At 71.0% G+C, this 21,856-nt stretch carries 24 protein-coding genes and 1 riboswitch; of the genes, 5 read left to right on the forward strand and 19 right to left on the reverse strand.

The annotated features are described in order from the left end of the window. Positions 1-8 precede the first annotated feature (8 nt). Genes Q7C18_RS11690 through Q7C18_RS11715 form a run of 6 tightly spaced genes read right to left on the reverse strand, consistent with a single transcriptional unit; the run spans position 9 to position 6,036 of the window. Complete coding sequence (locus tag Q7C18_RS11690; RefSeq protein ID WP_311025536.1) at positions 9-677, reverse strand: response regulator transcription factor; 669 nt, start codon at positions 675-677, stop codon at positions 9-11. Continuing rightward, complete coding sequence (locus tag Q7C18_RS11695; RefSeq protein WP_311025537.1) at positions 677-1,957, reverse strand: histidine kinase; 1,281 nt, start codon at positions 1,955-1,957, stop codon at positions 677-679. Before Q7C18_RS11695 ends, Q7C18_RS11690 begins: the two co-directional genes overlap by 1 nt. Next, on the reverse strand, positions 1,941-2,831 hold the full coding sequence (locus Q7C18_RS11700) for a glycerophosphodiester phosphodiesterase (RefSeq protein WP_311025538.1): 891 nt from the start codon (positions 2,829-2,831) through the stop codon (positions 1,941-1,943). Before Q7C18_RS11700 ends, Q7C18_RS11695 begins: the two co-directional genes overlap by 17 nt. Next, positions 2,816-3,748, reverse strand: coding sequence for a Cof-type HAD-IIB family hydrolase (locus tag Q7C18_RS11705; RefSeq protein ID WP_311025539.1), 933 nt, complete (start codon positions 3,746-3,748; stop codon positions 2,816-2,818). The genes Q7C18_RS11700 and Q7C18_RS11705 overlap by 16 nt, the downstream gene beginning before the upstream one ends. Beyond that, positions 3,732-4,718 carry a carbohydrate kinase gene (locus Q7C18_RS11710; RefSeq protein ID WP_311025540.1) on the reverse strand — a complete coding sequence of 329 codons (987 nt, stop codon included), beginning with the start codon at positions 4,716-4,718 and terminating at the stop codon, positions 3,732-3,734. Before Q7C18_RS11710 ends, Q7C18_RS11705 begins: the two co-directional genes overlap by 17 nt. A 10-nt stretch (positions 4,719-4,728) precedes the next feature. After that, the gene (locus tag Q7C18_RS11715; protein ID WP_311025541.1) at positions 4,729-6,036 is read right to left on the reverse strand and encodes a carbamoyl-phosphate synthase; all 1,308 of its coding nucleotides are present in this window, start codon (positions 6,034-6,036) and stop codon (positions 4,729-4,731) included. Between the two features lie 82 nt (positions 6,037-6,118). On the opposite strand from Q7C18_RS11715, the gene Q7C18_RS11720 reads away from it, so the two are divergent. Continuing rightward, positions 6,119-6,697, forward strand: coding sequence for a hypothetical protein (locus Q7C18_RS11720; RefSeq protein ID WP_311025542.1), 579 nt, complete (start codon positions 6,119-6,121; stop codon positions 6,695-6,697). Positions 6,698-6,712: 15 nt separating this feature from the next. Here Q7C18_RS11720 and Q7C18_RS11725 read toward each other — a convergent pair whose 3' ends face one another. Continuing rightward, the gene (locus Q7C18_RS11725; RefSeq protein WP_311025543.1) at positions 6,713-7,831 is read right to left on the reverse strand and encodes a hypothetical protein; all 1,119 of its coding nucleotides are present in this window, start codon (positions 7,829-7,831) and stop codon (positions 6,713-6,715) included. Between the two features lie 184 nt (positions 7,832-8,015). Between Q7C18_RS11725 and Q7C18_RS11730 the strand changes: the two genes are divergently transcribed. Both Q7C18_RS11730 and Q7C18_RS11735 read left to right on the forward strand, forming a co-directional pair. Continuing rightward, on the forward strand, positions 8,016-8,141 hold the full coding sequence (locus Q7C18_RS11730; RefSeq protein ID WP_272896863.1) for a hypothetical protein: 126 nt from the start codon (positions 8,016-8,018) through the stop codon (positions 8,139-8,141). Between the two features lie 23 nt (positions 8,142-8,164). Next, a complete protein-coding gene (locus Q7C18_RS11735) occupies positions 8,165-8,617 on the forward strand; it encodes an acetyltransferase (RefSeq protein WP_396954364.1) in 453 nt (150 codons plus the stop codon). Positions 8,618-8,713: 96 nt separating this feature from the next. Here the strand turns inward: Q7C18_RS11735 and Q7C18_RS11740 are convergent, their stop codons facing one another. Then, on the reverse strand, positions 8,714-9,013 hold the full coding sequence (locus Q7C18_RS11740; protein ID WP_070161941.1) for a helix-turn-helix transcriptional regulator: 300 nt from the start codon (positions 9,011-9,013) through the stop codon (positions 8,714-8,716). 116 nt (positions 9,014-9,129) lie between these two features. Between Q7C18_RS11740 and Q7C18_RS11745 the strand changes: the two genes are divergently transcribed. Continuing rightward, positions 9,130-10,206, forward strand: coding sequence for an NADH:flavin oxidoreductase/NADH oxidase (locus Q7C18_RS11745; protein ID WP_070161943.1), 1,077 nt, complete (start codon positions 9,130-9,132; stop codon positions 10,204-10,206). On the opposite strand, the gene Q7C18_RS11750 is transcribed toward Q7C18_RS11745, so the two are convergent. The 7 genes from Q7C18_RS11750 to eat are packed head-to-tail and all read right to left on the reverse strand — an operon-like array spanning position 10,197 to position 17,286. Then, positions 10,197-11,078: an alpha/beta hydrolase gene (locus Q7C18_RS11750; protein WP_311025544.1), complete on the reverse strand. Its 882-nt coding sequence runs from the start codon at positions 11,076-11,078 to the stop codon at positions 10,197-10,199. The two genes, Q7C18_RS11745 and Q7C18_RS11750, sit on opposite strands and share 10 nt — an antisense overlap. A 1-nt stretch (position 11,079) precedes the next feature. Continuing rightward, positions 11,080-11,433 carry a hypothetical protein gene (locus Q7C18_RS11755; RefSeq protein ID WP_139827835.1) on the reverse strand — a complete coding sequence of 118 codons (354 nt, stop codon included), beginning with the start codon at positions 11,431-11,433 and terminating at the stop codon, positions 11,080-11,082. 30 nt (positions 11,434-11,463) lie between these two features. Beyond that, positions 11,464-12,273 (reverse strand): 3-oxoacyl-ACP reductase, encoded by an 810-nt coding sequence (locus Q7C18_RS11760; RefSeq protein ID WP_311025545.1) that lies wholly within the window; start codon positions 12,271-12,273, stop codon positions 11,464-11,466. After that, positions 12,270-13,655, reverse strand: coding sequence for an aldehyde dehydrogenase family protein (locus tag Q7C18_RS11765; RefSeq protein WP_311025546.1), 1,386 nt, complete (start codon positions 13,653-13,655; stop codon positions 12,270-12,272). The genes Q7C18_RS11760 and Q7C18_RS11765 overlap by 4 nt, the downstream gene beginning before the upstream one ends. Next, positions 13,652-14,410 carry a gamma-glutamyl-gamma-aminobutyrate hydrolase family protein gene (locus Q7C18_RS11770; RefSeq protein WP_311025547.1) on the reverse strand — a complete coding sequence of 253 codons (759 nt, stop codon included), beginning with the start codon at positions 14,408-14,410 and terminating at the stop codon, positions 13,652-13,654. Before Q7C18_RS11770 ends, Q7C18_RS11765 begins: the two co-directional genes overlap by 4 nt. Next, a complete protein-coding gene (locus tag Q7C18_RS11775; protein ID WP_311025548.1) occupies positions 14,391-15,785 on the reverse strand; it encodes a glutamine synthetase family protein in 1,395 nt (464 codons plus the stop codon). The genes Q7C18_RS11770 and Q7C18_RS11775 overlap by 20 nt, the downstream gene beginning before the upstream one ends. 52 nt (positions 15,786-15,837) lie before the next feature. Beyond that, positions 15,838-17,286, reverse strand: a complete 1,449-nt coding sequence (eat, locus tag Q7C18_RS11780; protein WP_311025549.1) for an ethanolamine permease — start codon at positions 17,284-17,286, stop codon at positions 15,838-15,840. Positions 17,287-17,435: 149 nt separating this feature from the next. Between eat and Q7C18_RS11785 the strand changes: the two genes are divergently transcribed. Further along, positions 17,436-18,209 carry an FCD domain-containing protein gene (locus Q7C18_RS11785; protein WP_311025550.1) on the forward strand — a complete coding sequence of 258 codons (774 nt, stop codon included), beginning with the start codon at positions 17,436-17,438 and terminating at the stop codon, positions 18,207-18,209. On the opposite strand, the gene moeB is transcribed toward Q7C18_RS11785, so the two are convergent. The 4 genes from moeB to thiO form a co-directional block, all read right to left on the reverse strand. Continuing rightward, on the reverse strand, positions 18,172-19,464 hold the full coding sequence (moeB, locus tag Q7C18_RS11790; RefSeq protein WP_311025551.1) for a molybdopterin-synthase adenylyltransferase MoeB: 1,293 nt from the start codon (positions 19,462-19,464) through the stop codon (positions 18,172-18,174). The two genes, Q7C18_RS11785 and moeB, sit on opposite strands and share 38 nt — an antisense overlap. Then, the gene (locus Q7C18_RS11795) at positions 19,457-20,266 is read right to left on the reverse strand and encodes a thiazole synthase (protein WP_311025552.1); all 810 of its coding nucleotides are present in this window, start codon (positions 20,264-20,266) and stop codon (positions 19,457-19,459) included. Before Q7C18_RS11795 ends, moeB begins: the two co-directional genes overlap by 8 nt. Positions 20,267-20,270: 4 nt before the next feature. Further along, on the reverse strand, positions 20,271-20,510 hold the full coding sequence (thiS, locus tag Q7C18_RS11800; RefSeq protein WP_070161961.1) for a sulfur carrier protein ThiS: 240 nt from the start codon (positions 20,508-20,510) through the stop codon (positions 20,271-20,273). 5 nt (positions 20,511-20,515) lie between these two features. Then, complete coding sequence (gene thiO, locus Q7C18_RS11805; protein ID WP_311025553.1) at positions 20,516-21,760, reverse strand: glycine oxidase ThiO; 1,245 nt, start codon at positions 21,758-21,760, stop codon at positions 20,516-20,518. Continuing rightward, a riboswitch (TPP riboswitch) is annotated at positions 21,750-21,856 on the reverse strand. (Overlaps the previous gene by 11 nt.)

Here is a 21,856-nt window from a genome sequence, read left to right on the forward strand (position 1 = left end):
ATGAGAGATCAGTGGCCCACCAGCCCGGAGTCGTAGGCGAAGACCACCGCCTGCACCCGGTCCCGGACCTCCAGCTTGGTCAGCACATGCCCCACATGGGTCTTCACGGTGGCCTCGGAGAGGAACAGGCGGCGGGCGATCTCCGCATTGGAGTCGCCGGTGGCCATCTCCTGGAGGATCTCGGCCTCCCGGGCGGTCAGCGACTCGAGCTTGGCCTGCTGGGCGGCGGTGGGCTGCCGCCGTCGGGAGCCCAGCAGGGTGGTCTCCAGCAGCCGCCGGGTGGTGGTGGGCGCGATGACCGCTCCCCCGGTGGTCACGGTGCGGATGGAGTCCAGCAGGATCTCCGGCTGGACGTCCTTGAGCAGGAACCCGGAGGCCCCGGCCCGCAGCGCCTCCACGGCGTACTCGTCGGTGTCGAAGGTGGTGAGCACGATGATCTTGGGCGCCTGCTCCCCGGCGGAGGTGAGGCGGCGGGTCGCCTCCAGGCCGTCGAGCACCGGCATGCGGATGTCCATGAGGACGACGTCGGGGGCGTGCGCGGCGACGGCGTCGAGGGCCTGCTGGCCGTCGCCGGCCTGAGCGACCACGTGCATGTCGGGCTGGGAGTCGATGACCATGGCGAACCCGGCGCGGAGCAGCGCCTGGTCGTCGGCCAGCAGGACACCGGTGGTGGACATCAGGACTCCTTCTCGGTGGTGAGCGGGATGCGGGCGACGACGTCGAACCCGCCGGCGTGTGCGCGCGTCTGGACGTCTCCGCCGTGGAGACGGGCCCGTTCGGCCATCCCCAGCAGTCCGGAGCCGGCGCCGTCGCCCTCGGCCCGGGCGCCCCGGCCGGTGTCGCCCACCTCGATGACCAGCCAGCCGTCCTCGGCGGAGAGCGTGACCTCGGCGGTGGCGCCGGGCCCGCCGTGCTTCAGGGTGTTCGTCAGGGCCTCCTGGACGATCCGGTGCACCGCCAGCGCGGCCCCCTCGGCGAGCGGGGGCCCGCCGGGCAGGGCCTCGGCCACGCGGTCGGTGAACGTCACCTCCAGGCCGGCGGCGCGGACGTCAGCGATCATCCGCTCCAGGTCCTCCAGCCCCGGGGCCGGCTGCACCAGCAGGGATTCGCGCTCCTCGCGCAGCACTCCCAGCATGCGGCGCATCTCGGTCAGCGCCTCCCGGCCGGTGCGCCCGATGGTCTCGAAGGCGCCGGCGGCGGCCTGCGGGTCCTGGGCCACCACGTAGCGTCCGCCGTCGGCCTGGGCGATCATCACGGACATCGAGTGGCTGACGACGTCGTGCATCTCCCGGGCGATGCGCATCCGTTCGGCGTCCGCGGCCAGCCGGGTCTCGTGGTCGCGTTCGCGCTCCAGCAGCTCGTTGCGCTCGGTGATGGCGGCGATCTCCCGACGACGGCGCCCCGCCAGGTCGCCCAGCAGCCAGGCCACCATGGCGACGGCGGCGGCGAAGCCGGTCATCAGCAGCACCACGAAGAGGGTCTCCAGGCGGATCGCGTAGGCCGGGAGCACCAGGAGCTGCTGGACGAGCGCGTAGAACCCCAGCAGGACCGCCCCGGCCAGCGCCACTCCCAGGTAGAGCCGTGAGGCCCGGCGGCTGCCGAACTTGGCCACCGAGTACAGCACGAACGGCACGGTGAAGGCGCTGAAGCCGGGGCCCACCAGGGTGAGGATCTGCCCCAGCGCCCCGAGGGCGATCAGCCCGGCGGCCCAGGCAGGCCTCATCCGGCGCACCGTCAGCGGCAGGATGGTCAGCAGGTCCAGCGCGAAGACCAGCCCCCAAGGGGCGGGGCCGCCGAAGAACGTGTACCCCTGGTTCTGGGCCGCCGAGAGCACGGACAGCAGCGTCAGCGGCAGCGCGATGAGGCCGCCGTCGATGATCCACGGGCGCTGGGTCAGCCCCTGACCGAGACGGACGTGCCAGGGGTCGGGCAGCGTGTCGTCACGGGCCGCCGACATCTCCGGCCTCCCCCGCGTCCTCCGCAGCATCCTCAGCGTCCTCCGCGGCGTCCTCTGGCGTCTCCGCCCCGCGCTGGGGCCAGAGCGACCGTTCCCGCATGACGGCGGCCAGCGCCTCGGCGTCGTCAGTCATCAGACCGTCCACGCCCATGTCGAGGAGTCGGCGCATCTCCACCGGGTCGTCCACCACCCACACGTGCACCTGCAGCCCGGCCCGATGGCAGCGACGCAGGAAGCCGGGGGTGACCACGCGGACGGGTCCCTGCTTCACGGGCACCTGGAGGCAGTCGACGTCGGCGGCGCGGCCGGCGAGCGCCCGGGTGAGCCCCAGCGGACCGAGGAAGACGAACAGTGCGGTGGAGGCCCACCCGGCGGAGGAGGCCACCGGGCGGGTGAACCGCTGGACGGTGCGCCGTCGTCGGGCGTCGTGGAAGCTGGCCACCAACACCCGGTCGTGGGCCTGGTGCTCCTCCACGATCCGCACGAACTCGGCGACCGACTCCGCGTCCTTCAGGTCTACGTTGAGGTGGACGTCGTCCCATGCGGTGAGCAGGTCCTCGAAACGGACCAGCCGGGCGTCGGCGTCTCCGGCGCGGCCGGCGGGTCCCACGCGCAGGCGGGAGAGCTCGTCCCAGGTCTTCTCGCGGAGCTTCCCGGTGCCGTCCGTGACGCGGTCGAGGGACTCGTCGTGGAAGACCACCAGGGTGCCGCAGGCGGCGGTGCGGACGTCGATCTCCAGATAGCGGTAGCCGAGCGCCACGGCCCGCCGGAAGGCGCCCATGGTGTTCTCCCGCGTCGGGTCGGCTCCGCGGTGTGCGAAGGCGAGGACGCGTCCCTGCAGGGGGCCGGGTTCGGTGTTCAGGAGGTACCGCACAGGACACCGTCTCCGCCGTCGATCAGGTCCTCCAGCACCTGCGCGACGCCGTCCTCGTCGCAGTCGGCGGTCAGGTGCTGGGCCGCTGAGCGCGCCATGGGGTGGCCCGAGCCGACCGCCCAGGAGGTGCCGGCCCACTGCAGCATCTCGATGTCATTGGGCATGTCCCCGAAGGCGATGACCTGGTCTCGAGTGATGCCTTCGGCGGCGGCGAAGCGCCGCAGCGCGGCCGCCTTGTCCACGCCCTTCGCGGAGAGCTCCAGCAGGCTGACCCCGGGGGCCGAATGGGTGACCGTGACCAGCGCGCCGGCCTTCGCCCGGACCGCCTCCAGGAAGGCGTCGGCGTCCATGACGGTGGTCTTGGCCAGCAGCTTCACCACGCCGGAGCCTTCTCCGGCTTCGGGCCTGTCCGCGGAGAGGGTCTCCTCCAGAGGCCCGAGGCTGAGCATGTCGTCGGTGACGCCGGCGGCCCGCCGACGGTCCTCCTCGAAGAACAGGGAGTCCACCAGGAAGGGCGGTTCGGCGTGGACCTTCTGCAGGGTCTCCGCGGCGAAGCTGGCCTCCGGGTCGATCTGCCGGATCTGCTCCTGCACGGTGAACACGATGTCCTGATCGATGGGGTCCTGGCGCAGCAGCCGGTCCTCGGCGAGGTCATAGACCACCGCCCCGTTCGAGCAGATCACCGGGCCGATGCCGCCGAGCGCGTCGGCCACGGGCTTGAGCCAGCGCACGGGACGGCCGGTCACCAGCACTACACGCACCCCGGCGGCCCGGGCGGCGCGGAAGGCCGCCACGGTGCGTTCGGTGACCACTCCGGTCTGCGCGGAGGCGTAGCTGAGGATGGTGCCGTCGATGTCGCTGGCGATCAGCCGGGTCCGCTCCAGCGTGGTCACCGGCGCGCTACGCAGTCCCGGCACCCTCTTCGAGCGCGGCGGCCAGCTCCACCGCCGTCGGGGGCTGGGCGCCGAACCGCGAGGAGGTGATGGACGCCGCGCGCGCGGCGGTGGACAGCACACGGGTGAGCTGCTCCTGGCTGATGTCCTGCAGGGCGGACCGGCGGGAGGCGCCGAGCAGGCCCAGTCCGCGCAGCGTGGACAGCGTGGCGGCCATGAAGGAGTCCCCGGCGCCGACCGTGTCGGCCACCTCGATGGAGAACGCCGGCTGGTCCACGAACCCGGAGCGGGCCAGGCCCATGGCCCCGGAGGCTCCCCGGGTGATGACGACGACGCCGGGGCCCAGGTCCAGCCAGGCCTGCATCGTCTCCTCGTAGGGGCGCTCCGGATAGAGCAGATCGATGTCATCGGTGGAGGCCTGGACGACGTCGGCCAGGGAGATGAACTCCTCGGCCTGGTCCCGGGCCTCCTCCCGGTTGGGGATGATGGAGGGCCGATAGTTGGGGTCGTAGCTGATGGTGGCGACGTCGCGGGCGCGATGCAGCAGGCCCTTGACGGTCTCCGCACCGGGCTGCATCATCGCGCCGATGGAGCCGGTGTGCAGCAGGTCCAGGGCGGGCTCGGCGTCCGGCTCGGCCTCCCGGGCCAGGGCGCAGAACGCCTCCTCCAGCTGCGCGGCCGAGGGCAGCGTCCAGTCCAGGGTGAATTCGTAGCTGGCCTGCCCGGTGGGGTCCAGGGTGGCCTTCGCCACCGAAGTGGGGCTGGCGTCCGGCTCCAGCAGGGCAGTGATGCCCTGCGCGCGGAGGCTGCGGGCGATCATGCGCCCGTATTCGTCCTCTCCGTGCCGCCCGGCGAACACGACGTCGTGCTCGAGCCGGGCCAGGCCGACGGCGACGTTGAAGGGGCTGCCGCCGACATGGGCCTTCGGTTCCGAGGTCTCCGAATGGACCACATCCACCAAGCACTCGCCGATGACCGCCAGGTATGCACTCATGGACCCTAAACTACCGCAGTTGGGCTGACTTGCGGAGGTCGCCCCCGGCGGGCGGCGGGTACTGCCGGTAGGTGCGGAAGGCCTTGGCCTGGACTGCCCGCTGGTAGAGGATCCGGCGGAGGTCGCCGTCGGCCTCATGGAGGAACGGGTTGACGATGCGTCCCTGCTCCGCCAGCTCCGCGATCCGGCGGCGCTGCTCGGCGTTGGCGTGCTTCTTCACCAGCGGCAGCGGCAGGGTGGTGTGCAGGGCCGGCTGCTTGGCCACCTGGTGGTCGGGGCCGCCCAGCCCGCCGTGGAGATGCTCCTCCACGTAGAGCCGCGCCGGATTCACCCCGGAGGCGGTCAGGTAGTGGTGATTGCGGCCCAGCCGAGGGTTGAGCTCGAAGAACTTCGCGACGCCGTCGCGGGGGTCCACCTTGATGTCGAACATGGCGAAGCCGCGCCAGCCGATGGCACGCAGCAGCGCCGCGCCCTGCTTCTCCACGGCCTCGTCCCGGGAGGTGAGCACCGCCGGGGAGTTGCCTTCGAGCCCGGGAGCGTGGTCCTCGACGACGACCTCCCCGTAGGCGGTGAGCCGCACCCGGCCGTTCTGGTCGCAGAAGTAGGTGGCCAGCCGCAGCTGAGAGTCGGCGCCGGGGATGTGCTCCTGGGCGATGAGCGACCCGGTGTAGCCGGCCTCGGAGGCCCGGACCAGCAGGCTGGTGAGCTCCTCGGCGTCGTCCACGTAGTGGACCTTGCGGCGGCCGGTGAAGCTGATGTCCGCCCAGGCGCCGCCGTCGCCGGCCTTGAGCACCAACGGGTAGGCCACACCGGCGCCCGCCAGCTCCTCGGCGACGAACGCCTCCGCGCGCTCGTCGGTGTGGGCGGCACAGTCGTAGACGGCGGTCTTCGGGTAGGGGACGCCGAGCTCCCGGCACAGGGCGTAGAAGTTCTCCTTCAGCGCCACCCGGTCCAGCAGCTGCGCCGAGGGGTAGGGGATCGTGTAGCCGACCTCTTCCAGCTCGTCCCGGTGGTCGACGGCGAAGCGGACCAGGTGGTCGTAGTTGGCCAGCAGCAGCAGCGGACGCCGATGGGCGCCGTCGTCGGTGAGGAGGGCGGCGACCTCCTTGAGCGTGGCGATGACCGGCTCCGGCGTGGTCATCGGGCCCGCGGGGAAGGCCTCCAGGATGCGGGAGTGCTTGAGGTTGCGGTTGACCGCGGTGGGGATCACCGCCGAGATCGCGCCGTAGGCCTCGTGGAACTCGCGCGCCAGGGAGTAGGTGCCCACGTCGCCGCCGGTGATGACCGGGACGAAGGGCTGCTCCTGAGGAATCCGCATGGCCATGACGCTAGCAAAGAACGGTGGATGGAGCCTGAATACCGGGCACCGGCTCGCTGAGCGCCGCTGTTAGGGTCGAAGCATGGAGGAGACCCTGCCCGATGCCGCCCGGGATGCCCTGCTGGAGGCCTACCGAGGCTATGCGGCGGCGCCGGTCCGATCGGCCGAGCAGAAGCGGCAGGCGGCGTCCCTGGCCCAGCTGGCGGCCGCGGCGAAGGGCGCAGGGTGGCCGATGCGTCTGCTGGCCGAGCCGTGCGGGGTCAGCGCCGAGCGGATGCGGCAGTTCGCCGCCCGCCATGAGGGCGACGTCGACGCCAACGTCGCCGCCCTGTTCCCGGCCTACGCCCGTCCCGCCCCGGCCCGACGGCGGCCGGTGGAGCACCCGCATCTGAGCGCCGGTGAGGCCGCCGAGCTGCGGGACCTGGCGGTGCTGGCCCGGCGACGCACCGGCTCGCACGCCGCGGACTCGGCCGAGGCGCAGGCCAGTGGGCGCTTCACCGCGCTGGTGCGCGAGCATCACGAACGTGGCGTGATCTGGGCGGAGCTCTCGGCGGCGACCACACACTGGACCTCATGGCCGCTGCAGGGAGCCGAGCGTGAGCTGGAGCCGGTGGTACGGGTCAGCGGACTGCGCCAGCGGATCGGCCGCGCGCGGGGATGACCGGCGCGAGCGATCTCAGATCAGCTCCAGCACCGGCCCCTGATGCACTGCCGTGTAGATCGTGTTGCGGATGACATTGGCCTCGTCCGAGGTGAGTGTGCGGTCGAGGGGTCGCAGCACGATCCGCAGCAGGAGATTGACCTGCCCTTCCTGCGTGCCCAGCCGCGAACGCGCAACCTCGGGCAGGTCCTCATGCGCGGTCCGACTGAGCACCTCGAGGGACTCGACGACGCCGGCGTCGTCACCCAGAGCGGTGCGGACGGTGTCGCCGAGCGTCTCCTCGTCCTCGTCGGCCGACAGAACCACGGAGATGTCGCGCCGGACCGCCGGCAGCGGTGAGACATGCCGCCATGGCTCCAGCGTGAGCATCTGCGCGGCGATGCGTGGGTCCTCGGCGCGCAGACAGCGGATGTCGGGGATGCCCTTACGCAGCATCAGCGCCCGCTCCAGACCCATGCCGAGCGCGACGCCTGACCACCGCTCCGGGTCGAGCCCAGACCCTCGCAGCACGTCGGGATGGATGCGCCCACACTCGGCAAGCTCGAGCCACTCCCCCTCGTGGAGCACGTCGATCTGTCGGCCGCCCACCGTGTAGGGGTGCGTGACATCGGTCATCGTCCACTCCGCGCCCGGAAGCACCGTCTCGACCAGGCAGCTGATCATCGTGAGCATGTCCTCGTCGCCGGTCTCCGGAGTGCTGCGGATGCGCCAGAGGTCCACCTGATGCGGCTCGCCCACATGGCTCCGATCGACGGCGTCGCGCCGGTACACGAGGCCGGGGGCGACGATCAGCTCGTCGACGTCGTCTCGCCCCACATAGCGTTCGAGGGCGCTCGGCAGCTCAGCGCTGGTATGGCTGCGGAGCATCACCGTCGGACTGATGTAGCGCGTGTACCGGCGCGCGCGGGTGACGTCGTCGGAGTCATAGCCGAGGCGGTCGTAGTTCTCGCGCACTGCGACGATCGGAGAGTGGCGTACGGTGCGGACGGTACAGTGCCATGCGGAACGCAATCGCCCCACGACGGCATCCAGAAGGACCTGGATGGCGTGTCCGCCCTGGGTGGGATCGGTGAGGTCGCGCAGGTTCAGGGCACGGCAGAGCTGGTCAGAAGTCAGATGGTCGGCAGGCGACATGAGGGGTCTCCAGAGTGTGTGCAGGGTGGTGAGGGATAAGAGACTTCCCCCGGCCGTACCTGCGGAGACCTTCAGCGTGCCAAGCGCGCATCGACTGCCCCGCGGCCATCAACCGGCCGGGGGCTCCGAAATCGCTGCTGCCTGAGCATGGCACCAGGATACCCACCCCACTGCACGGAGGCCCATGATGGACAACGACACTGCACCGCTCATCATCAGCTCGACTGCGGGCGCGCTGTTGAGCGTCTCCGCAGTGCTGAATTTCATGGACGGTGCCGCCGTCATCGTGCCCTCTGGGAGGATGGACTGATGCCTTCGCGAAATGGACCTGCCGTGCCCGTTGTGAGCATTCGGCCCTCGATCGGAGCTGCAGAGTATCCGACGCTCGCTGCGATCTGGCGGGGCGCTGTGGACGCGACCCACGACTTCCTTGCCGAAGCGGATCGGGATGAGATCGAGACCAGACTGCAGTCCGACTACTTTCCGGCAGTCGTGCTCTCAGTCGCAGAACGCGATGGTCGACCGGTGGGATTCTCAGGCGTACTCGACGGAACGCTGGAGATGCTGTTCGTCGATGCGACCCACCGTGACAGTGGAATCGGCACCGCGCTGCTCGCCCATGCGATCAAGGATCACGCCGTCACCACGGTTGATGTGAACGAGCAGAACGCCTCGGCCGCGGGCTTCTATGCTCACCGTGGATTCGAGGTCGTCGGTCGCAGCGAGACCGACGAAGCCGGTCGGCCGTACCCGTTGCTCCACCTGAGGCTCAGCAGGCCTGCCTGATCCCTGATCCTCCAGCCCACGGAACCGCCGCGCCGATCACGGCCACACCTCATACGAGATCACATCACACGACACGATCTGAGCCCGACCAGCGGGTCACCCGCGCAGCACCGCGTCGAGGAGCCCGGGGAAGCGAGCGTCCAGATCTTCACGGCGCAGGGAGCTGCGGATGGCGGTGCCGGCGTAGCGCTGTCGGATGATCCCGGCATCGCGCAGCACCCGGAAGTGATGCGTGGAGGTGGACTTGGACACCGGCAGATCGAAGGCGATGCACGCCTGGTCCTCGTGGCCGACGTCAAGCTGAGCGACGATGGTGCGCCGGACCGGATCGGCCAGCGCGGAGAGGACGGCGTCGAGGGTCAGCTCCTCGACTCCGGGATGTTCCAGCGTGCGCATGGGTGCCCTCCCTCACGTTGATGACGTCATGGTTCCCTCAGCGGCCCTGCAGTTGTATGGTACCTGTCGTAGTACGAGGACTCTCGTACAAATCTGGCTTTGCAGGAAGGACCGCCATGACGCGCGCACTCTTCGACCCCCTCACGCTGCGCGGACTCGAGATCCGCAACCGCATCTGGATTCCGCCGATGTGCCAGTACGCGGTGGACGCCCAGGACGGCGTCCCCACCGACTGGCATCTGATGCACCTGGGCTCCCTGGCCCGCGGCGGCGCCGGCCTGGTCACCGTGGAAGCCACCGGCGTGTCCCCGGAGGGGCGCATCAGCCCGGAGGACCTGGGGCTGTGGAACGACGAGCAGGCCCAGGCCTTCCGGCGTCTGACCGCGATGATCCACTCACAGGGCGCGGCTGCGGCCATCCAGTTGGCCCACGCCGGCCGCAAGGCCTCCACCTGGCGGGCCTGGGGCGACCACCCCGAGGGCAATGTGCCGGCCGAGCGCGGCGGCTGGCAGCCGGTCGGTCCCTCGCCGAGGGCCTATGACGGCCTGGCGGTGCCCACCGAGCTGACGGCGGAGGGGATCGCCGACGTCGTCGTCGCCTTCACCGCGGCCGCCCGCCGCGCCGTGGACGCCGGCTTCGACGTCCTGGAGATCCACGGGGCGCACGGCTACCTGCTCCATGAGTTCCTCTCCCCGCTGTCCAATGAGCGCACCGACGCCTACGGCGGTTCCCTGGAGAACCGGGCGCGGCTGCTGCTGGAGGTGGTGGACGCCGTCCGCGCCGAGGTGGGCGAGCAGGTGCCGATGATCGTGCGGCTCTCTGCCACCGACTGGGTCCAGGGCGGCTGGGACCTCCCGCAGACGGAGGCCGTGTCCTCCTGGCTGGGCGAGCACGGGGTGGACATGATCTCGGTGTCCTCCGGCGGGAACGTCCCGGCCGAGATCCCCGTGGGCCCGGGCTATCAGCTGCCGTTCGCGACGTCGATCAAGGAGGCCACGGGGCTTCCGGTGGCGGCGGTCGGGATGATCGATGACCCGTTCCAGGCCGAGCAGATCGTGGCACTGGGCCAGTCCGACGTGGTGCTGGTGGGCCGCGAGTCCCTGCGCGACCCCAACTTCCCCATCCGGGCGGCCGAGGCGCTGCGCTACGACATGCCGTACAAGCCGGCGCCCTACGAGCGCGCCTACCGCTGAGCGGTGGGCGCCTCGGTGTGCGCGACGATCTCCGGGACGATCCGATGCCACTGGTGGCGCGGGACGATCTCATGACCCATGCCCGGCACTTCGATGAGTCGGGCTCCCGGGATCTCCGCGGCGAGCGCGCGGCCGTGCCCGAGTGGCAGCAGCGGGTCCTCCTCCCCGTGGAGGACCAGAGTGGGCGCGGTGATCTCCGCCAGGCGGTGTCGCCAGGGCTCTCCGACTGAGACGAGGAACGGGTTCGTCATCATGGCCTCGAGGTCGACGGCACGGTCCACGGTCTTCTCGGCGATCTGCCGCGCCTGCGCCTCGTCGAAGGGGCGGGAGGCCGCGGCGAACGGCCGCTCCTCCTCTATCAGGCGGTCGACGGCGGCTTCGCGGTCGGACCAGTCCGGCGGCGGGGCGTCACCGGCGGCGGAGAACCACGCGCGCAGCTCCTCGGTCATCGGGGGCAGATCGGCGGCCTCATGACCCGGGCCGCCGGGGGTCCCCGCCATGAGCGTCAGCGTGGCGACCTGCCCCGGGTGGACCAGGGCCATCAGCTGGGCCACCGCAGCCCCGCCGGAGACTCCGACGAGGTGCGCCCGCGGCGTCTCGAGGGCATCGAGCAGCGCACTGACGTCCTCCACGGCATCGGCCATTCCATAGCCAGGCTCCCCGGCTGGGCTCGTGGTGGACAGGCCGGCGTCGCGGCTGTCCACGCGGACCACGCAGCGGCCCGCGTCGACGAAGCGCCAGACCAGGTCGTCGTGCCACGCCACGAGGCACTGTCCCGCACCGTGCATCAGCAGCAGCGTGGGGTCGTCGGGATCCCCGTGGATCTCGCAGGCGAGCGTCACGCCGTTGGCGACGATCCGCTCCTCACGCATGTCAGGCCGCGCGGACGGAGACGATCTCCCCGGTGTCCACGTCCATCGTGACGATCGTGGGGGAGCCGGAGTTCAGCAGCTCCCGCTCCTGGGCGCTCAGGGTCCCGGGAGCACCGGCGACCTCCGGGACGGTGACGTCGGTGATCTGGCTGGAGGCGAGGTCCACCGTGACGAAGAGATCGTCGTCGGTGTCCAGCAACGCCTGCTTCTCCGGGCTCAGCGAGGCCGTCACGGCATCGGGGCCCTCCTGCTGGGAGACGACGGCGGCAGACCCGCCGAACACGGCGGTCAGGCCCAGGGCGGCGGCGATCGCGGCGAAGCGGCGCGGCATCACGTTCTCAGCATCAGCACTCATCAGTTCCCCCTTCGAACTGACTGTACCGGATCACAGCGGCGTCACATAGGCCCCTGAGATCCCTCCGTCGACGAGGAATTCGCTGGCGGTGATGAAGGAGGCGTCGTCGGAGGCCAGGAAGGCGACGGCGGCCGCCAGCTCCTCCGGCTCGGCGAAGCGCCCCACGGGCACATGCACCAGCCGGCGGGCCGCCCGCTCCGGGTCCTCGGCGAAGAGCTTCTGCAGCAGCGGGGTGTTCACCGGGCCGGGGCACAGCGCGTTGACGCGGATACCCTGCCGGGCGAACTCCACGCCCAGCTCCCGGCTCATGGAGAGCACCCCGCCTTTGGAGGCCGAGTAGCTGATCTGACTGGTGGCCGCCCCCATCACCGCCACGAAGGAGGCGGTGTTGATGATCGATCCCCTCCCCTGGGCCTGCATATGGGGGATCACCTGCTTGCAGCAGTGGAAGATGCTGGTCAGGTTGACCTCCTGGACCTTGCGCCAGGCGTCGATGCCGGTCTCTAGGATGGAGCCGTCCTCCGGCGGTGAGATGCCCACATTGTTGAAGGCGATGTCCACAGCCCCGAAGCGTTCCTGCGCCGTCGCGAACAGCGCGGCGACCTGCTGTTCGTCGGTGACGTCGGTGGGCAGGAACAGCCCGCCCACCTCGTCGGCGATCTGCTCGCCCTGAGCCGGATCGCAGACGTCGGCGATGACGACGGTCGCCCCTTCATGGGCCAGGCGCCGCACCGTGGCGAGCCCGATGCCGGAGGCCCCGCCGGTGACGGTGGCGACCCGGCCCGCGAGCCTGTTGGTGACCAGCCCACCGTAGGGGGCCTGCTTCTGCGTCTGTGTCATGACTGCTCCTCTGTCGCGATGAAGACGTTCTTCACCTCAGTGAAGGACTCCAGGGCGTCCGGGCCGAGCTCACGGCCGATCCCGGAGGCCTTGAACCCTCCGAAGGGGGTGGAGTACCGCACCGAGGCATGGGAGTTCACCGAGAGGTTTCCGGCCTCCACCGCCCGGGACACCCGCAGGGCGCTGCCGACGTCGCGGGTCCAGATGGAGCCGGAGAGTCCGTAGTCGGAGTCGTTGGCGATGCGGATCGCATCGGCCTCGTCCTCGAAAGGCACGACGGCGACCACCGGGCCGAAGACCTCCTCGGTGAGCAGACGGTCGTGTGGGTCCCGGGGCATCACCACCGTGGGCGGGAACCAGTGGCCCGGGCCGGTCGGCGCCTCGCCCTGGACGAGGAGGTCAGCACGGGCAGAGCCGTCGGGGTTCTGCAGGAACCCGGCCACCCGGTCCCGGTGCGCCGCCGAGATGAGCGGGCCCATCACCGTGTCCTCGCGGCGGGGATCCCCCACCCGGACCTCGCGGACCGCAGGCTCCAGCAGCTCCAGGAACCGGTCCAGCACGCGGCGCTGCACCAGGATCCTGGAGCGGGCGCAGCAGTCCTGGCCTGCATTGTCGAAGACCCCGCCCGGTGCGCGGGCGGCCGCCTCCGCGACGTCGGCGTCGGCGAAGACGATGTTCGCGCTCTTGCCGCCCAGCTCCAGGGTCACCCGGGTCAGCTGTTCGGCGCAGCCGGCCATGATCCGCTTCCCCACCGTGGTGGAGCCGGTGAACACCACCTTCTTCACCTGCGGGTGGGTCACGAAGCGCTCCCCGACGACGGCGCCCCGACCCGGCAGCACGGTGAGCACCCCCTCCGGGATGCCCGCCTCCAGGGCGAGCTCGCCGAGCCGGATCGCGGTCAGCGGCGTCAGCTCGGCGGGCTTGAGGACCACGGTGTTCCCGGCCGCCAGGGCGGGGGCGAGACCCCAGCCGGCGATCGGCATGGGGAAGTTCCAGGGCACGATGACCCCCACCACGCCCAGCGGCTCCCGGAAGGTGATGTCCACCCCGCCGGCGACGGGGATCTGGCGTCCGAAGTTCCGCTCCGGGGCGGCCGCGTAGTACTCCAGCACGTCCCGGACGTTGCCGGCCTCCCACCGGGCGTTGGTGAGGGTGTGCCCGCTGTTGGCGACCTCCAGGGCGGCCAGGTTCTCGAGGTCGTCGTCGACGAGCCGCGCGAAGCGGCGCAGCAGCCGAGCCCGGTCCGCCGGGGCGACGTCCCGCCAGGCGGGGTAGGCCGCGGCCGCGGCGGCGATGGCGGCGTCGGTCTGCTCCTGCTCGGCGAGCTCGATCTCGGTCACCACCTCACCGGTGGCGGGATTGATCACAGCATGGACGGTCATACGGCGGCCTCCTGGCGCACGGCGTCGATGAATCCTTCGAAGAGTCGGAGGTCCTGCGGGTTCTCCTCCGGGTGGAACTGGACGCCGAGCACCCAGCCGGGGGCCTGTGGCATCTCCACGATCTCCACGGTCCCGTCGGCGGCCCGGCCGGTGACCCGCAGGCCCCCGCCGAGCTGGTCGACGCTCTGGTGGTGATAGCACGGCGAGCTCGCGGCCCCTCCGAGCAGTTCGGCGGCCAGGGAGCCGGGCTCCACTTGGAACTCGACCTCTCCGTACTGGCCCGGCGCCGGCTGGTACTGCGGCCCGGCCTCCGGAACGAGGTCCGGCAGGTGCTGGTGCAGGGTGCCGCCGAGGGCCACATTGAGCACCTGCAGTCCCCGGCAGATCGCGAACAGCGGCAGCCCTCGCTCCAGGGCGGCCCGGGTGAGGGTGAGGTCGTGCTCGTCGCGGTCCGGTTGGGCGACCGTGGTCGGATGGGGCGGACGCCCGTAGTGGGCCGGGTCCACATCGGTGCCGCCGATGACGATCAGCCCGTCGAGGACGTCGAGGACGCCGACGTCGGTGCCCACCGGCGGCAGCAGCAACGGGGTTCCGCCGGCCTCCACGACCCGGCGCACGTAGTTGCCGGGCACGATGGCCGCGGTGTCCTCCCAGACCCCCCATCGTCCCTGCTGCCAGTAGGTGGTCAGCCCGATGCGTGGACGGTCCGCCCCGGGCCCCAGGCCCGCAGGCCTCTCAGTGCCGTTCGAAGCCACGCCTCACCTCCCAGTCGGTGACCGCCGCCTGGAACTGCTCCAGCTCGACGTCGGCGTAGTGGGTGTAGTGGGTGACGACCTCCTCGCCGAAGAGCTCCCGGACCACCGGGGACCCGGCGAACAGGTCACGGGCCTCGGCCATGGTGGAGGGGACCTGGTCGGCGTCGGCGTCATAGGCGTTGCCCTCGATGGCCTCGGGCAGCGCGAGCTTCTGCTCCACGCCGTGCAGACCTCCGGCGAGCATCGCGGCCATGGCCAGGTAGGGGTTGGCGTCGGCGCCGGGGACCCGGTTCTCCATGCGAGCGGCGAGGCCCTCCCCGACCAGGCGCACCGCGCAGGTGCGGTTGTCCAGGCCCCACCCGATGGTGGTCGGGGCGAAGGACCCCTTCGCGAAGCGCTTGTAGGAGTTGATGTTGGGGGCGTAGAACAGCGTCATCTCCCGCATGGTGGCCAGCACCCCGGCGATGAAGTGGTCGTAGAGCGGAGTGCGCCGCCCGGCCTCGGCGTCCCAGAAGGCCAGGCCGCCGTCGAGGCCGCGCAGGGACATGTGGATGTGGCAGCTGGATCCCTCCCGCGCGTTGGGCTTGGCCATGAAGGTGATCGACTGCCCCCGCTGGGAGGCCATGTGCTTGGCCGAGAGCTTGTAGAAGGTGTGGTTGTCCGCGGTGGTGACGACGTCGTCGTACTTGAAGGCGATCTCATGCTGGCCGAGGTTGCACTCCCCCTTGGCGGATTCCACCGTCATGCCCGCCTGGTACATGGCGTTGCGGATGTCCCGCAGCAGCGGCTCCACCCGCATGGACCCCAGGATGGAGTAGTCCACGTTGTACTGGTTGGCCGGGGTCAGGCCCCGATAGTCCCGCGCCGAGGCGTCCTCATAGGAGTCCTCGTACATCACGAACTCCAGCTCCGTGCCGGCCAGCGCGGTCAGCCCCAGGGCGGCGGCCTTCTCCTGCTGCGCCTTCAGCAGGGATCGCGGGGAGACCGGCACCGGGCGGCCGTCCGTGGTGGCAAGGTCCACCTGCAGGATGGCGGTGCGCTCCAGGTAGGGGACCCGGCGGATGGTGCCGTGGTCGAGGATGAACTCCATGTCCCCGTAGCCGGTCTCCCAGCTGGTGAGGGAATAGCCGTCCACAGTGTTCATGTCGGTGTCGACGGCGAGCAGGTAGTTGCAGGCCTCGGCTCCGTGATCGAGCACGGAGTCCAGGAAGAACTGTCCGTGGATGACCTTGCCCTGGAGGCGGCCCTGCATGTCGGTGAAGGCGAGGATGACGGAGTCGATCTGTCCTGTGGTGATCTCGTGGGCCAGCTGCGATGCACTGAGCATGCGCTCGTTGTGCGGTGCCGGCAGGTGGTCGAGGTCCAGCGGATTCATGGAGCTCCTCGGGTGGTGGGCGGGCAGGCGGGCAGGACGGGGGACGGTGGTCTCAGTGCAGCTGGCTCTCCTCCTTCTCCAGCAGCGCGAACTCCTCCTCCGGGGCGTCGGCCACCAGCCGGTGGCGGCTGTAGAACCAGAAGTACGCCAGGGCCAGCAGGAACACCCCCGCCGTGATGCCGGCGGCCCGGACATCCACCACGAAGGTGGCAATCAGCGCGACGACGGCGAGCACCAGCGCGATGGAGGTGGTGACCACACCGCCCGGGGTGCGGTAGCCGCGCTCCAGCTGCGGCTCCCGGATGCGCAGCACGATGTGGCTCAGATTCAGCAGCACGTAGGACACCGCGGCCCCGAAGACGGCGATGTTGATCAGCAGACCGCCGTCGCCGATGGCGGCGGCCAGGACGAAGCCGATGGTGCCCGGGACGATGAGCGCGACCCAGGGGGTCCGGCGGCCGGAGGTCAGGGAGAGGAATCGTGGCAGGTACCCGGCCCGGGAGAGGGCGAAGAGCTGCCGTGAGTAGGCGTAGACGATGGAGAAGAAGCTGGCGACCAGTCCGGCGAGCCCCGCGTAGTTGACGAACGTGGCCAGCCAGGACCCCTCCCCGTGGACGGCACGCAGCGCCTCGGGCAGCGGCGATTCGGAGTCACCCATGGCCTCGGCGCCGGCGGCCCCGGGGACGAGGACCAGCATCAGGGCGCCGAAGACCAGCAGCACCATCATGGCCACGATGATGCCCCGAGGCAGGTCGCGCTTGGGGTCGGCCGTCTCCTCGGCGGCCAGCGGCACGCCCTCGATGGCCAGGAAGAACCAGATGCCGAAGACCAGGGCGCCCATCACGCCGGTGATGCCGAAGGGCAGGAACGCGCTGGAACCGGCCGAGCCGTCGGCGGCGATGTCGAAGAGGTTGCTGAGCTCCACGTGGGGCAGCAGGCCGAACACAGTGGCCGCGAGCGCGACGACGGCGATCAAGGTGATGCCGAACATGACCTTCAGCGCCTCGCCGACGCCCCAGAGGTGGATGCCGATGAACAGCAGATAGGCGGCCAGGTAGATGGGCCAGGAGTTGGTGAGGCCGAAGAGCCCGAGGGCCTCCACATAGCCTCCGATGAAGGTGGCGATGGCGGCCGGGGCGACGGCGTACTCGATGAGCACGGCCATGCCGGTGGCGAAGCCGCCGAGTGGGCCGAAGGCTCGGCGGGCGAACCCGTATCCGGCACCGGCGGTGGGAATGGTGGAGGACATCTCGGCCAGGCCGAAGACCATGCATGTGTACATCAGCCCCATGAGGACGAAGGCGATGAGCAGCCCGCCCCAGCCTCCCACCGAGAGGCCGATGTTCCACCCGGAGAAGTCTCCGGAGATCACATAGGCCACGCCGAGGCCGGCGAGCAGGATCCATCCGGCCGCCCCTCGACGCAGCTGTCGGTGCTTCATGTAGCTCTCGCCGAGGTGCGTGTAGTCCACGTGGGCCGTGGATCCTGGTGCTCGCGACATGACACCCTCTCCCAATGGACTGCTTTCAGTCCTTTGAACAGCACCACTGTGAGGTGTCGCACGGCAGAGTGTCAAGAGTCAGCGAGAAGATCGCTCGCAAAATTACCGAGAGGAGACCTTTGAGGCTGGCCATATGGCATGCTGATGGCATGCCGGATGCGTCGTCCCCCGCGGAGCCCATGGCCTCGCTCACTCCTGTGCTGGGCTCTGTGCTGGGTCAGGCGCGGCGCGGCAACGTGCTCGAAGAGACCATCGCCCGAGTCCTGCGCGGCATCCGACTGGGCACCTTCGCCCCAGGCGATAAGCTGCCGCCGGAGCGCGAGCTGGCCGAATCCCTGGGGGTCTCTCGCAGCACGCTGCGAGACGCCCTGGCGGAGCTGCAGACCGCCGGCTACCTCTCGGTACGACGGGGCCGCTACGGGGGAACGTTCGTCGCCGAGGAGCTGCCCGCTCCGGCGACCTCCCTCGGCGCAGAGGACGCGGCCGCCGTCGACGATGTGCTGACCTTCCGGGGCGTCGTCGAGCCGGCCGCCGCCGCCCTGGCGGCCTCCGCCACTCTGAGCACCGCCCAGCGCTCCGCCCTGGTGCAGGCCCTGGACGCGGTGGAAGCCGCCGAGGCTTCCCAGTATCGGCCGCTGGATGCCCGCCTGCACTGCCTGATCGCGGAGCTCTCCGGCTCGGCGATGCTCTCCGCCTCAGTGGCCGAGGCCCGCGCCGCCGCCAGCGGACTGCTGGACCGCATCCCGTTCCTGGACACGAACATCGCCCACTCCCAGGAACAGCATCAGGGGATCGTCTCCGCCATCCTGCAGGGCGATCCGGTACGCGCCGAAGAGCTCATGCGGGAGCACCTGGACGGAACCGCCTCGCTGCTGCGCGGCTTCCTCACCGAGAGCGGCTCGGCGCCTCCGTCACAGCCTTGACCTGCTCATAGCCGCCCACCAGGTTCCGCAGCCCGGCGTCGGGATTGCGGTGGCGCAGCACCGCGAGCGCCTGCCGCGAACGGACGCCGATCTTGCAGTACAGCACCACGGGGCGGTCCTCGCTGGCCTCCTCAAGGCCCGGCACCGGCGAGCCGTGCCACAGCTCCCCCAGCGGCACGTTGACCGCACCGTCCACATGTCCGGCGGCATACTCCCAGGGCTCGCGGACGTCTACCACGCCGGCCACGCGTCCAGCCTCGACGGCGGCCTGCAGGTCACGGATCCCGATGTCCTCCGGGCCGAAGGGATGCCCGGTGTAGGGATCGGTCTCGCCCTCCACCGGGTGCAGAGCGGGATCCTCCTCCACCGCGCAGGCGGCTCCTGCGGAGGCCGGGGCGCCACCCGGTCCGCCGCCCAGTCCGGCGACGTCGGCGCCGATGCTGGTGGCCGGTTCCCGGTCCGGGTCCGGCAGCAGCCGCACCTCACGGAAGGAGGCGGTCAGCGCGTCATAGGTCATCACCCGGCCGAGCAGGGTCTCCCCCACGCCGGCGAGGAACTTGATCGTCTCGGTGGCCATGAGCGTGCCGATGACTCCGGGCAGCACACCGAGCACCCCGGCCTCCGCGCAGGTGGGGACCTCCCCGGCGTCGGGGGCCTCCGGGTAGAGGTCCCGGTAGGTGGGGCCGCGCCCGGCCTGGTCCCATTCGGCCCGCCAGTGTGCCTCATCCGGAGCGGACCAGAACAGGCTGACCTGCCCGGCGAAGCGCAGGATGGAGCCGGAGACCAGCGGCTTCCCGGCGATCTCGCAGGCATCGGAGACCACGTAGCGGGTGGCGAAGTTGTCGGAGCCGTCCACCACGATGTCCGCGGTCTCCACCAGCGCCAGGGCGTTGTCCGGCCCGATGGGCTCGCGGTGCTCGTGGACGGTGACCTCCGGGTGCAGCCCGCGCATCACCGCCGCGGCGGATTCGGTCTTGGGCCGGCCGATGGTGGCCTCCGAGTGCAGCACCTGCCGGTGCAGGTTGGAGCGGTCGACCACGTCATGGTCGACGATGTCGATGGTCCCCACCCCGGCGGCGGCCAGGTAGGTGAGGATCGGCGCCCCGAGCCCTCCGGCGCCGATCACCAGCACCCGGGAGTCGAGCAGCCGCAGCTGCGCCTCCGGACCGAAGCCGGTCAGCGAGAGGTGCCGCTGGAAGCGTTCCAGCTGGGTGCGGGAGAGGTCGCTGATCTGGGTCCGGCGTGTCTCAGTCAACGGTGCCGATCCTTCCTTCCATCGCGGAGGAGGCCAGGGCGTGACGACGGCGCGGGATGCGCCCCGCCCCGGCGGAGAGCCACCCGGACTCCACGGCCAGCCGCATCGCGCGGGCCATGTCATAGGGCTTCTGCGCGCGGGTGACCGCGGAGGCGACCAGCACGGCGTCGCAGCCGAGCTCCAGGGCCAGTGCGGCCTCGGAGGCGGCCCCGACGCCGGCGTCGAGCACCACCGGCACGTTCGCCCGGGAGGCAATGAGCTCGATGTTGTGCGGGTTCAGGATCCCCAGGCCGGTGCCGATGGGGGCTCCCAGCGGCATGACGGCGGCGGCCCCGGCCTGCTCCAGGCGCACCGCGGCCGCCGGGTCGTCGGTGGTGTAGACCATGGGAATGAAGCCCCGGTCGGCGAGCTGCTCGGTGGCCTCCAAGGTCTCGATGACATCGGGCAGGAGAGTGTGCTCGTCGGCGATGACCTCGATCTTGATGAGGTTCGTCTCCAGGGCCTCACGGGCCAGCTCGGCGGTGAGCACGGCGTCCTTCACGGTGTAGCAGCCGGCCGTGTTGGGCAGCACGTCGATGCCGAGGCGCTCCAGCATGGCGAACACGCTGGTCTTGGTCTCTGGGCTGTAGCGGCGCATCGCCACCGTGGTCAGCGTGGTGCCGGAGGCGATGAGCGCGCGCTCCAGGGCCTCCAGGTCGGTGATGCCGCCGGTGCCCATGATGAGCCGGTTGGCCAGGGTGTAGTCGCCCACCTGCAGGGGCGGCGGGGTGGTCGGCGCAGTCTGTGCGGTCTGTGCGGTCATGCGTTCACCCGCCCTGCACTGCGGTGACGATCTCGAGCTCCTCGCCGTGGCTCAGCGTGGTGGACGCCCAGGCGCTGCGCGGGACCACGGCGGCGTTGATGGCCACCGCCACGCCCAGCCGGCCGCCGTCGGCGGGGGTGCCGTCCGGGTTCAGCTGACGCCCGGTGGTGTGGGCGACGGCGTCGACGACGGTGGCGCCGTCGTCGAACTTCACGTCTTCCTCGTTGATGGTCACGGTGAGCATGTCTCTCACAATCCTGTGGGGGTCATCTGTGGTGCGGTCAGCGAGCGGGTGGGGCTCATATGGGCCAGCATCCGGCGGTCCTCCTCGCTCAGGGCCGCTTCGCCGTCGTCGCTCAGCAGGGCCGCCGCGAGCCGGGCGGCCAGCGGCGCCAGCAGGATGCCGTGTCGAGAATAGCCGGTGGAGACGACGACGTCGGGCGCCTGCTCGCAGCGGCCCAGGTACGGGATGTCATCCGGGGTGCCCGGCCGGGCCCGGGTGGTGATCTCCACCAGCTCCGTCTCCTTGACGCCCGGCAGCACCGCGACGGCGTCGTCGAGCAGCTCCTGCACGGAGCCGGCGTGGGTGCCGGGCAGGCTGTCTTCCCGGGAGGAGGCCCCGACGACGAGCCCGCCGTCGGCCCGCGGCACCAGGTAGACGCTGCGGCCGGCCACCGTGGCCCGGACCGTGGCGCTCACGATGTGCTGCTCCCCGGGCAATAGCTGCCCGGGGCGGACCTTCAGGCGCAGCACGTCCCCGTGGACGGGCCGCAGATCCAGGGGCGTCTGCTCGGGCAGTCCGGCGATGTCCGCGTAGCCGAGTCCCGGCACCAGGAGGATCTTGTCGTCGGTGAGTTCGGAGCACTCGGAGCGCTCGGTGCCGTCGTCGAGGGTGAGCCGGACCCCGGTGCGCCCCGGCCCGTCGGCGTGGACGGCGGTGACGCGGGCTTGGATGAGATCGGCGGGCGGGCCGGCGTCGGGGAACCGCGCGCCGTCCAGCGGCGCCTGCAGGGCCTGCACCGCACAGTCCGCGAGCAGCCGGGGGTCCACCTGGTGGTCGCTGGGGACGTCCCACCCCTTGGAGATCCCGGGCGCGAGGCCCGGCTCGCGACGCCGCAGCGCCGAGGAGGTCAGCGGCTCCACCTCCATGCCGTGGGCCTGCTGGACGGCCACCAGCCGGGCGACAGCGTCGCGGTCGGACCGATCGGCGGCCAGCAGGATCGTGCCGTTCTCCCGCCACCCGGTGGGGGCGTCGACGGCGGCGGCCAGCGTGGCCAGGAAAGCTGGATACTCCGCCCGAGAGGCGGTCATGAGGGGGTAGAGCCGGTCCTGGCCGTACTGCACCTCGCTGATGGGGGCGAGCATGCCGGCGGCCGCGTAGCTGGCGCCCTGGGCGATGTCCGGCGCGATCACCGTGACCCGGTGCCCCTGCCGGCGCAGCTCCCACGCCGAGAGCAGACCGACGACTCCTGCTCCCACGACGGTGACGCCCACATCTCCTCCTCACGGCGGCATGACCCGCATCGAGTCCGAGTGGTCGGCGGCTTCGCCCTCTCAGCCCGGCCTGCCCGGGCTCCCACGGAATTCCGG

This window comes from Nesterenkonia sp. CL21 (assembly GCF_031705515.1).
GTDB lineage: Bacteria > Actinomycetota > Actinomycetes > Actinomycetales > Micrococcaceae > Nesterenkonia > Nesterenkonia aethiopica.

What these genes read in the sequence shown, in the direction of transcription:
- Q7C18_RS11690 (WP_311025536.1), bottom strand. Translation starts at nt 677, where the DNA reads ATGTCCACCACCGGTGTCCTGCTGGCCGACGACCAGGCGCTGCTCCGC.
- Q7C18_RS11695 (WP_311025537.1), bottom strand. Translation starts at nt 1,957, where the DNA reads ATGTCGGCGGCCCGTGACGACACGCTGCCCGACCCCTGGCACGTCCGT.
- Q7C18_RS11710 (WP_311025540.1), bottom strand. Translation starts at nt 4,718, where the DNA reads ATGAGTGCATACCTGGCGGTCATCGGCGAGTGCTTGGTGGATGTGGTC.
- Q7C18_RS11715 (WP_311025541.1), bottom strand. Translation starts at nt 6,036, where the DNA reads ATGCGGATTCCTCAGGAGCAGCCCTTCGTCCCGGTCATCACCGGCGGC.
- Q7C18_RS11720 (WP_311025542.1), top strand. Translation starts at nt 6,119, where the DNA reads ATGGAGGAGACCCTGCCCGATGCCGCCCGGGATGCCCTGCTGGAGGCC.
- Q7C18_RS11725 (WP_311025543.1), bottom strand. Translation starts at nt 7,831, where the DNA reads ATGTCGCCTGCCGACCATCTGACTTCTGACCAGCTCTGCCGTGCCCTG.
- Q7C18_RS11730 (WP_272896863.1), top strand. Translation starts at nt 8,016, where the DNA reads ATGATGGACAACGACACTGCACCGCTCATCATCAGCTCGACTGCGGGC.
- Q7C18_RS11740 (WP_070161941.1), bottom strand. Translation starts at nt 9,013, where the DNA reads ATGCGCACGCTGGAACATCCCGGAGTCGAGGAGCTGACCCTCGACGCC.
- Q7C18_RS11745 (WP_070161943.1), top strand. Translation starts at nt 9,130, where the DNA reads ATGACGCGCGCACTCTTCGACCCCCTCACGCTGCGCGGACTCGAGATC.
- Q7C18_RS11750 (WP_311025544.1), bottom strand. Translation starts at nt 11,078, where the DNA reads ATGCGTGAGGAGCGGATCGTCGCCAACGGCGTGACGCTCGCCTGCGAG.
- Q7C18_RS11755 (WP_139827835.1), bottom strand. Translation starts at nt 11,433, where the DNA reads ATGAGTGCTGATGCTGAGAACGTGATGCCGCGCCGCTTCGCCGCGATC.
- Q7C18_RS11760 (WP_311025545.1), bottom strand. Translation starts at nt 12,273, where the DNA reads ATGACACAGACGCAGAAGCAGGCCCCCTACGGTGGGCTGGTCACCAAC.
- Q7C18_RS11765 (WP_311025546.1), bottom strand. Translation starts at nt 13,655, where the DNA reads ATGACCGTCCATGCTGTGATCAATCCCGCCACCGGTGAGGTGGTGACC.
- Q7C18_RS11775 (WP_311025548.1), bottom strand. Translation starts at nt 15,785, where the DNA reads ATGAATCCGCTGGACCTCGACCACCTGCCGGCACCGCACAACGAGCGC.
- eat (WP_311025549.1), bottom strand. Translation starts at nt 17,286, where the DNA reads ATGTCGCGAGCACCAGGATCCACGGCCCACGTGGACTACACGCACCTC.
- Q7C18_RS11785 (WP_311025550.1), top strand. Translation starts at nt 17,436, where the DNA reads ATGCCGGATGCGTCGTCCCCCGCGGAGCCCATGGCCTCGCTCACTCCT.
- Q7C18_RS11795 (WP_311025552.1), bottom strand. Translation starts at nt 20,266, where the DNA reads ATGACCGCACAGACCGCACAGACTGCGCCGACCACCCCGCCGCCCCTG.
- thiS (WP_070161961.1), bottom strand. Translation starts at nt 20,510, where the DNA reads ATGCTCACCGTGACCATCAACGAGGAAGACGTGAAGTTCGACGACGGC.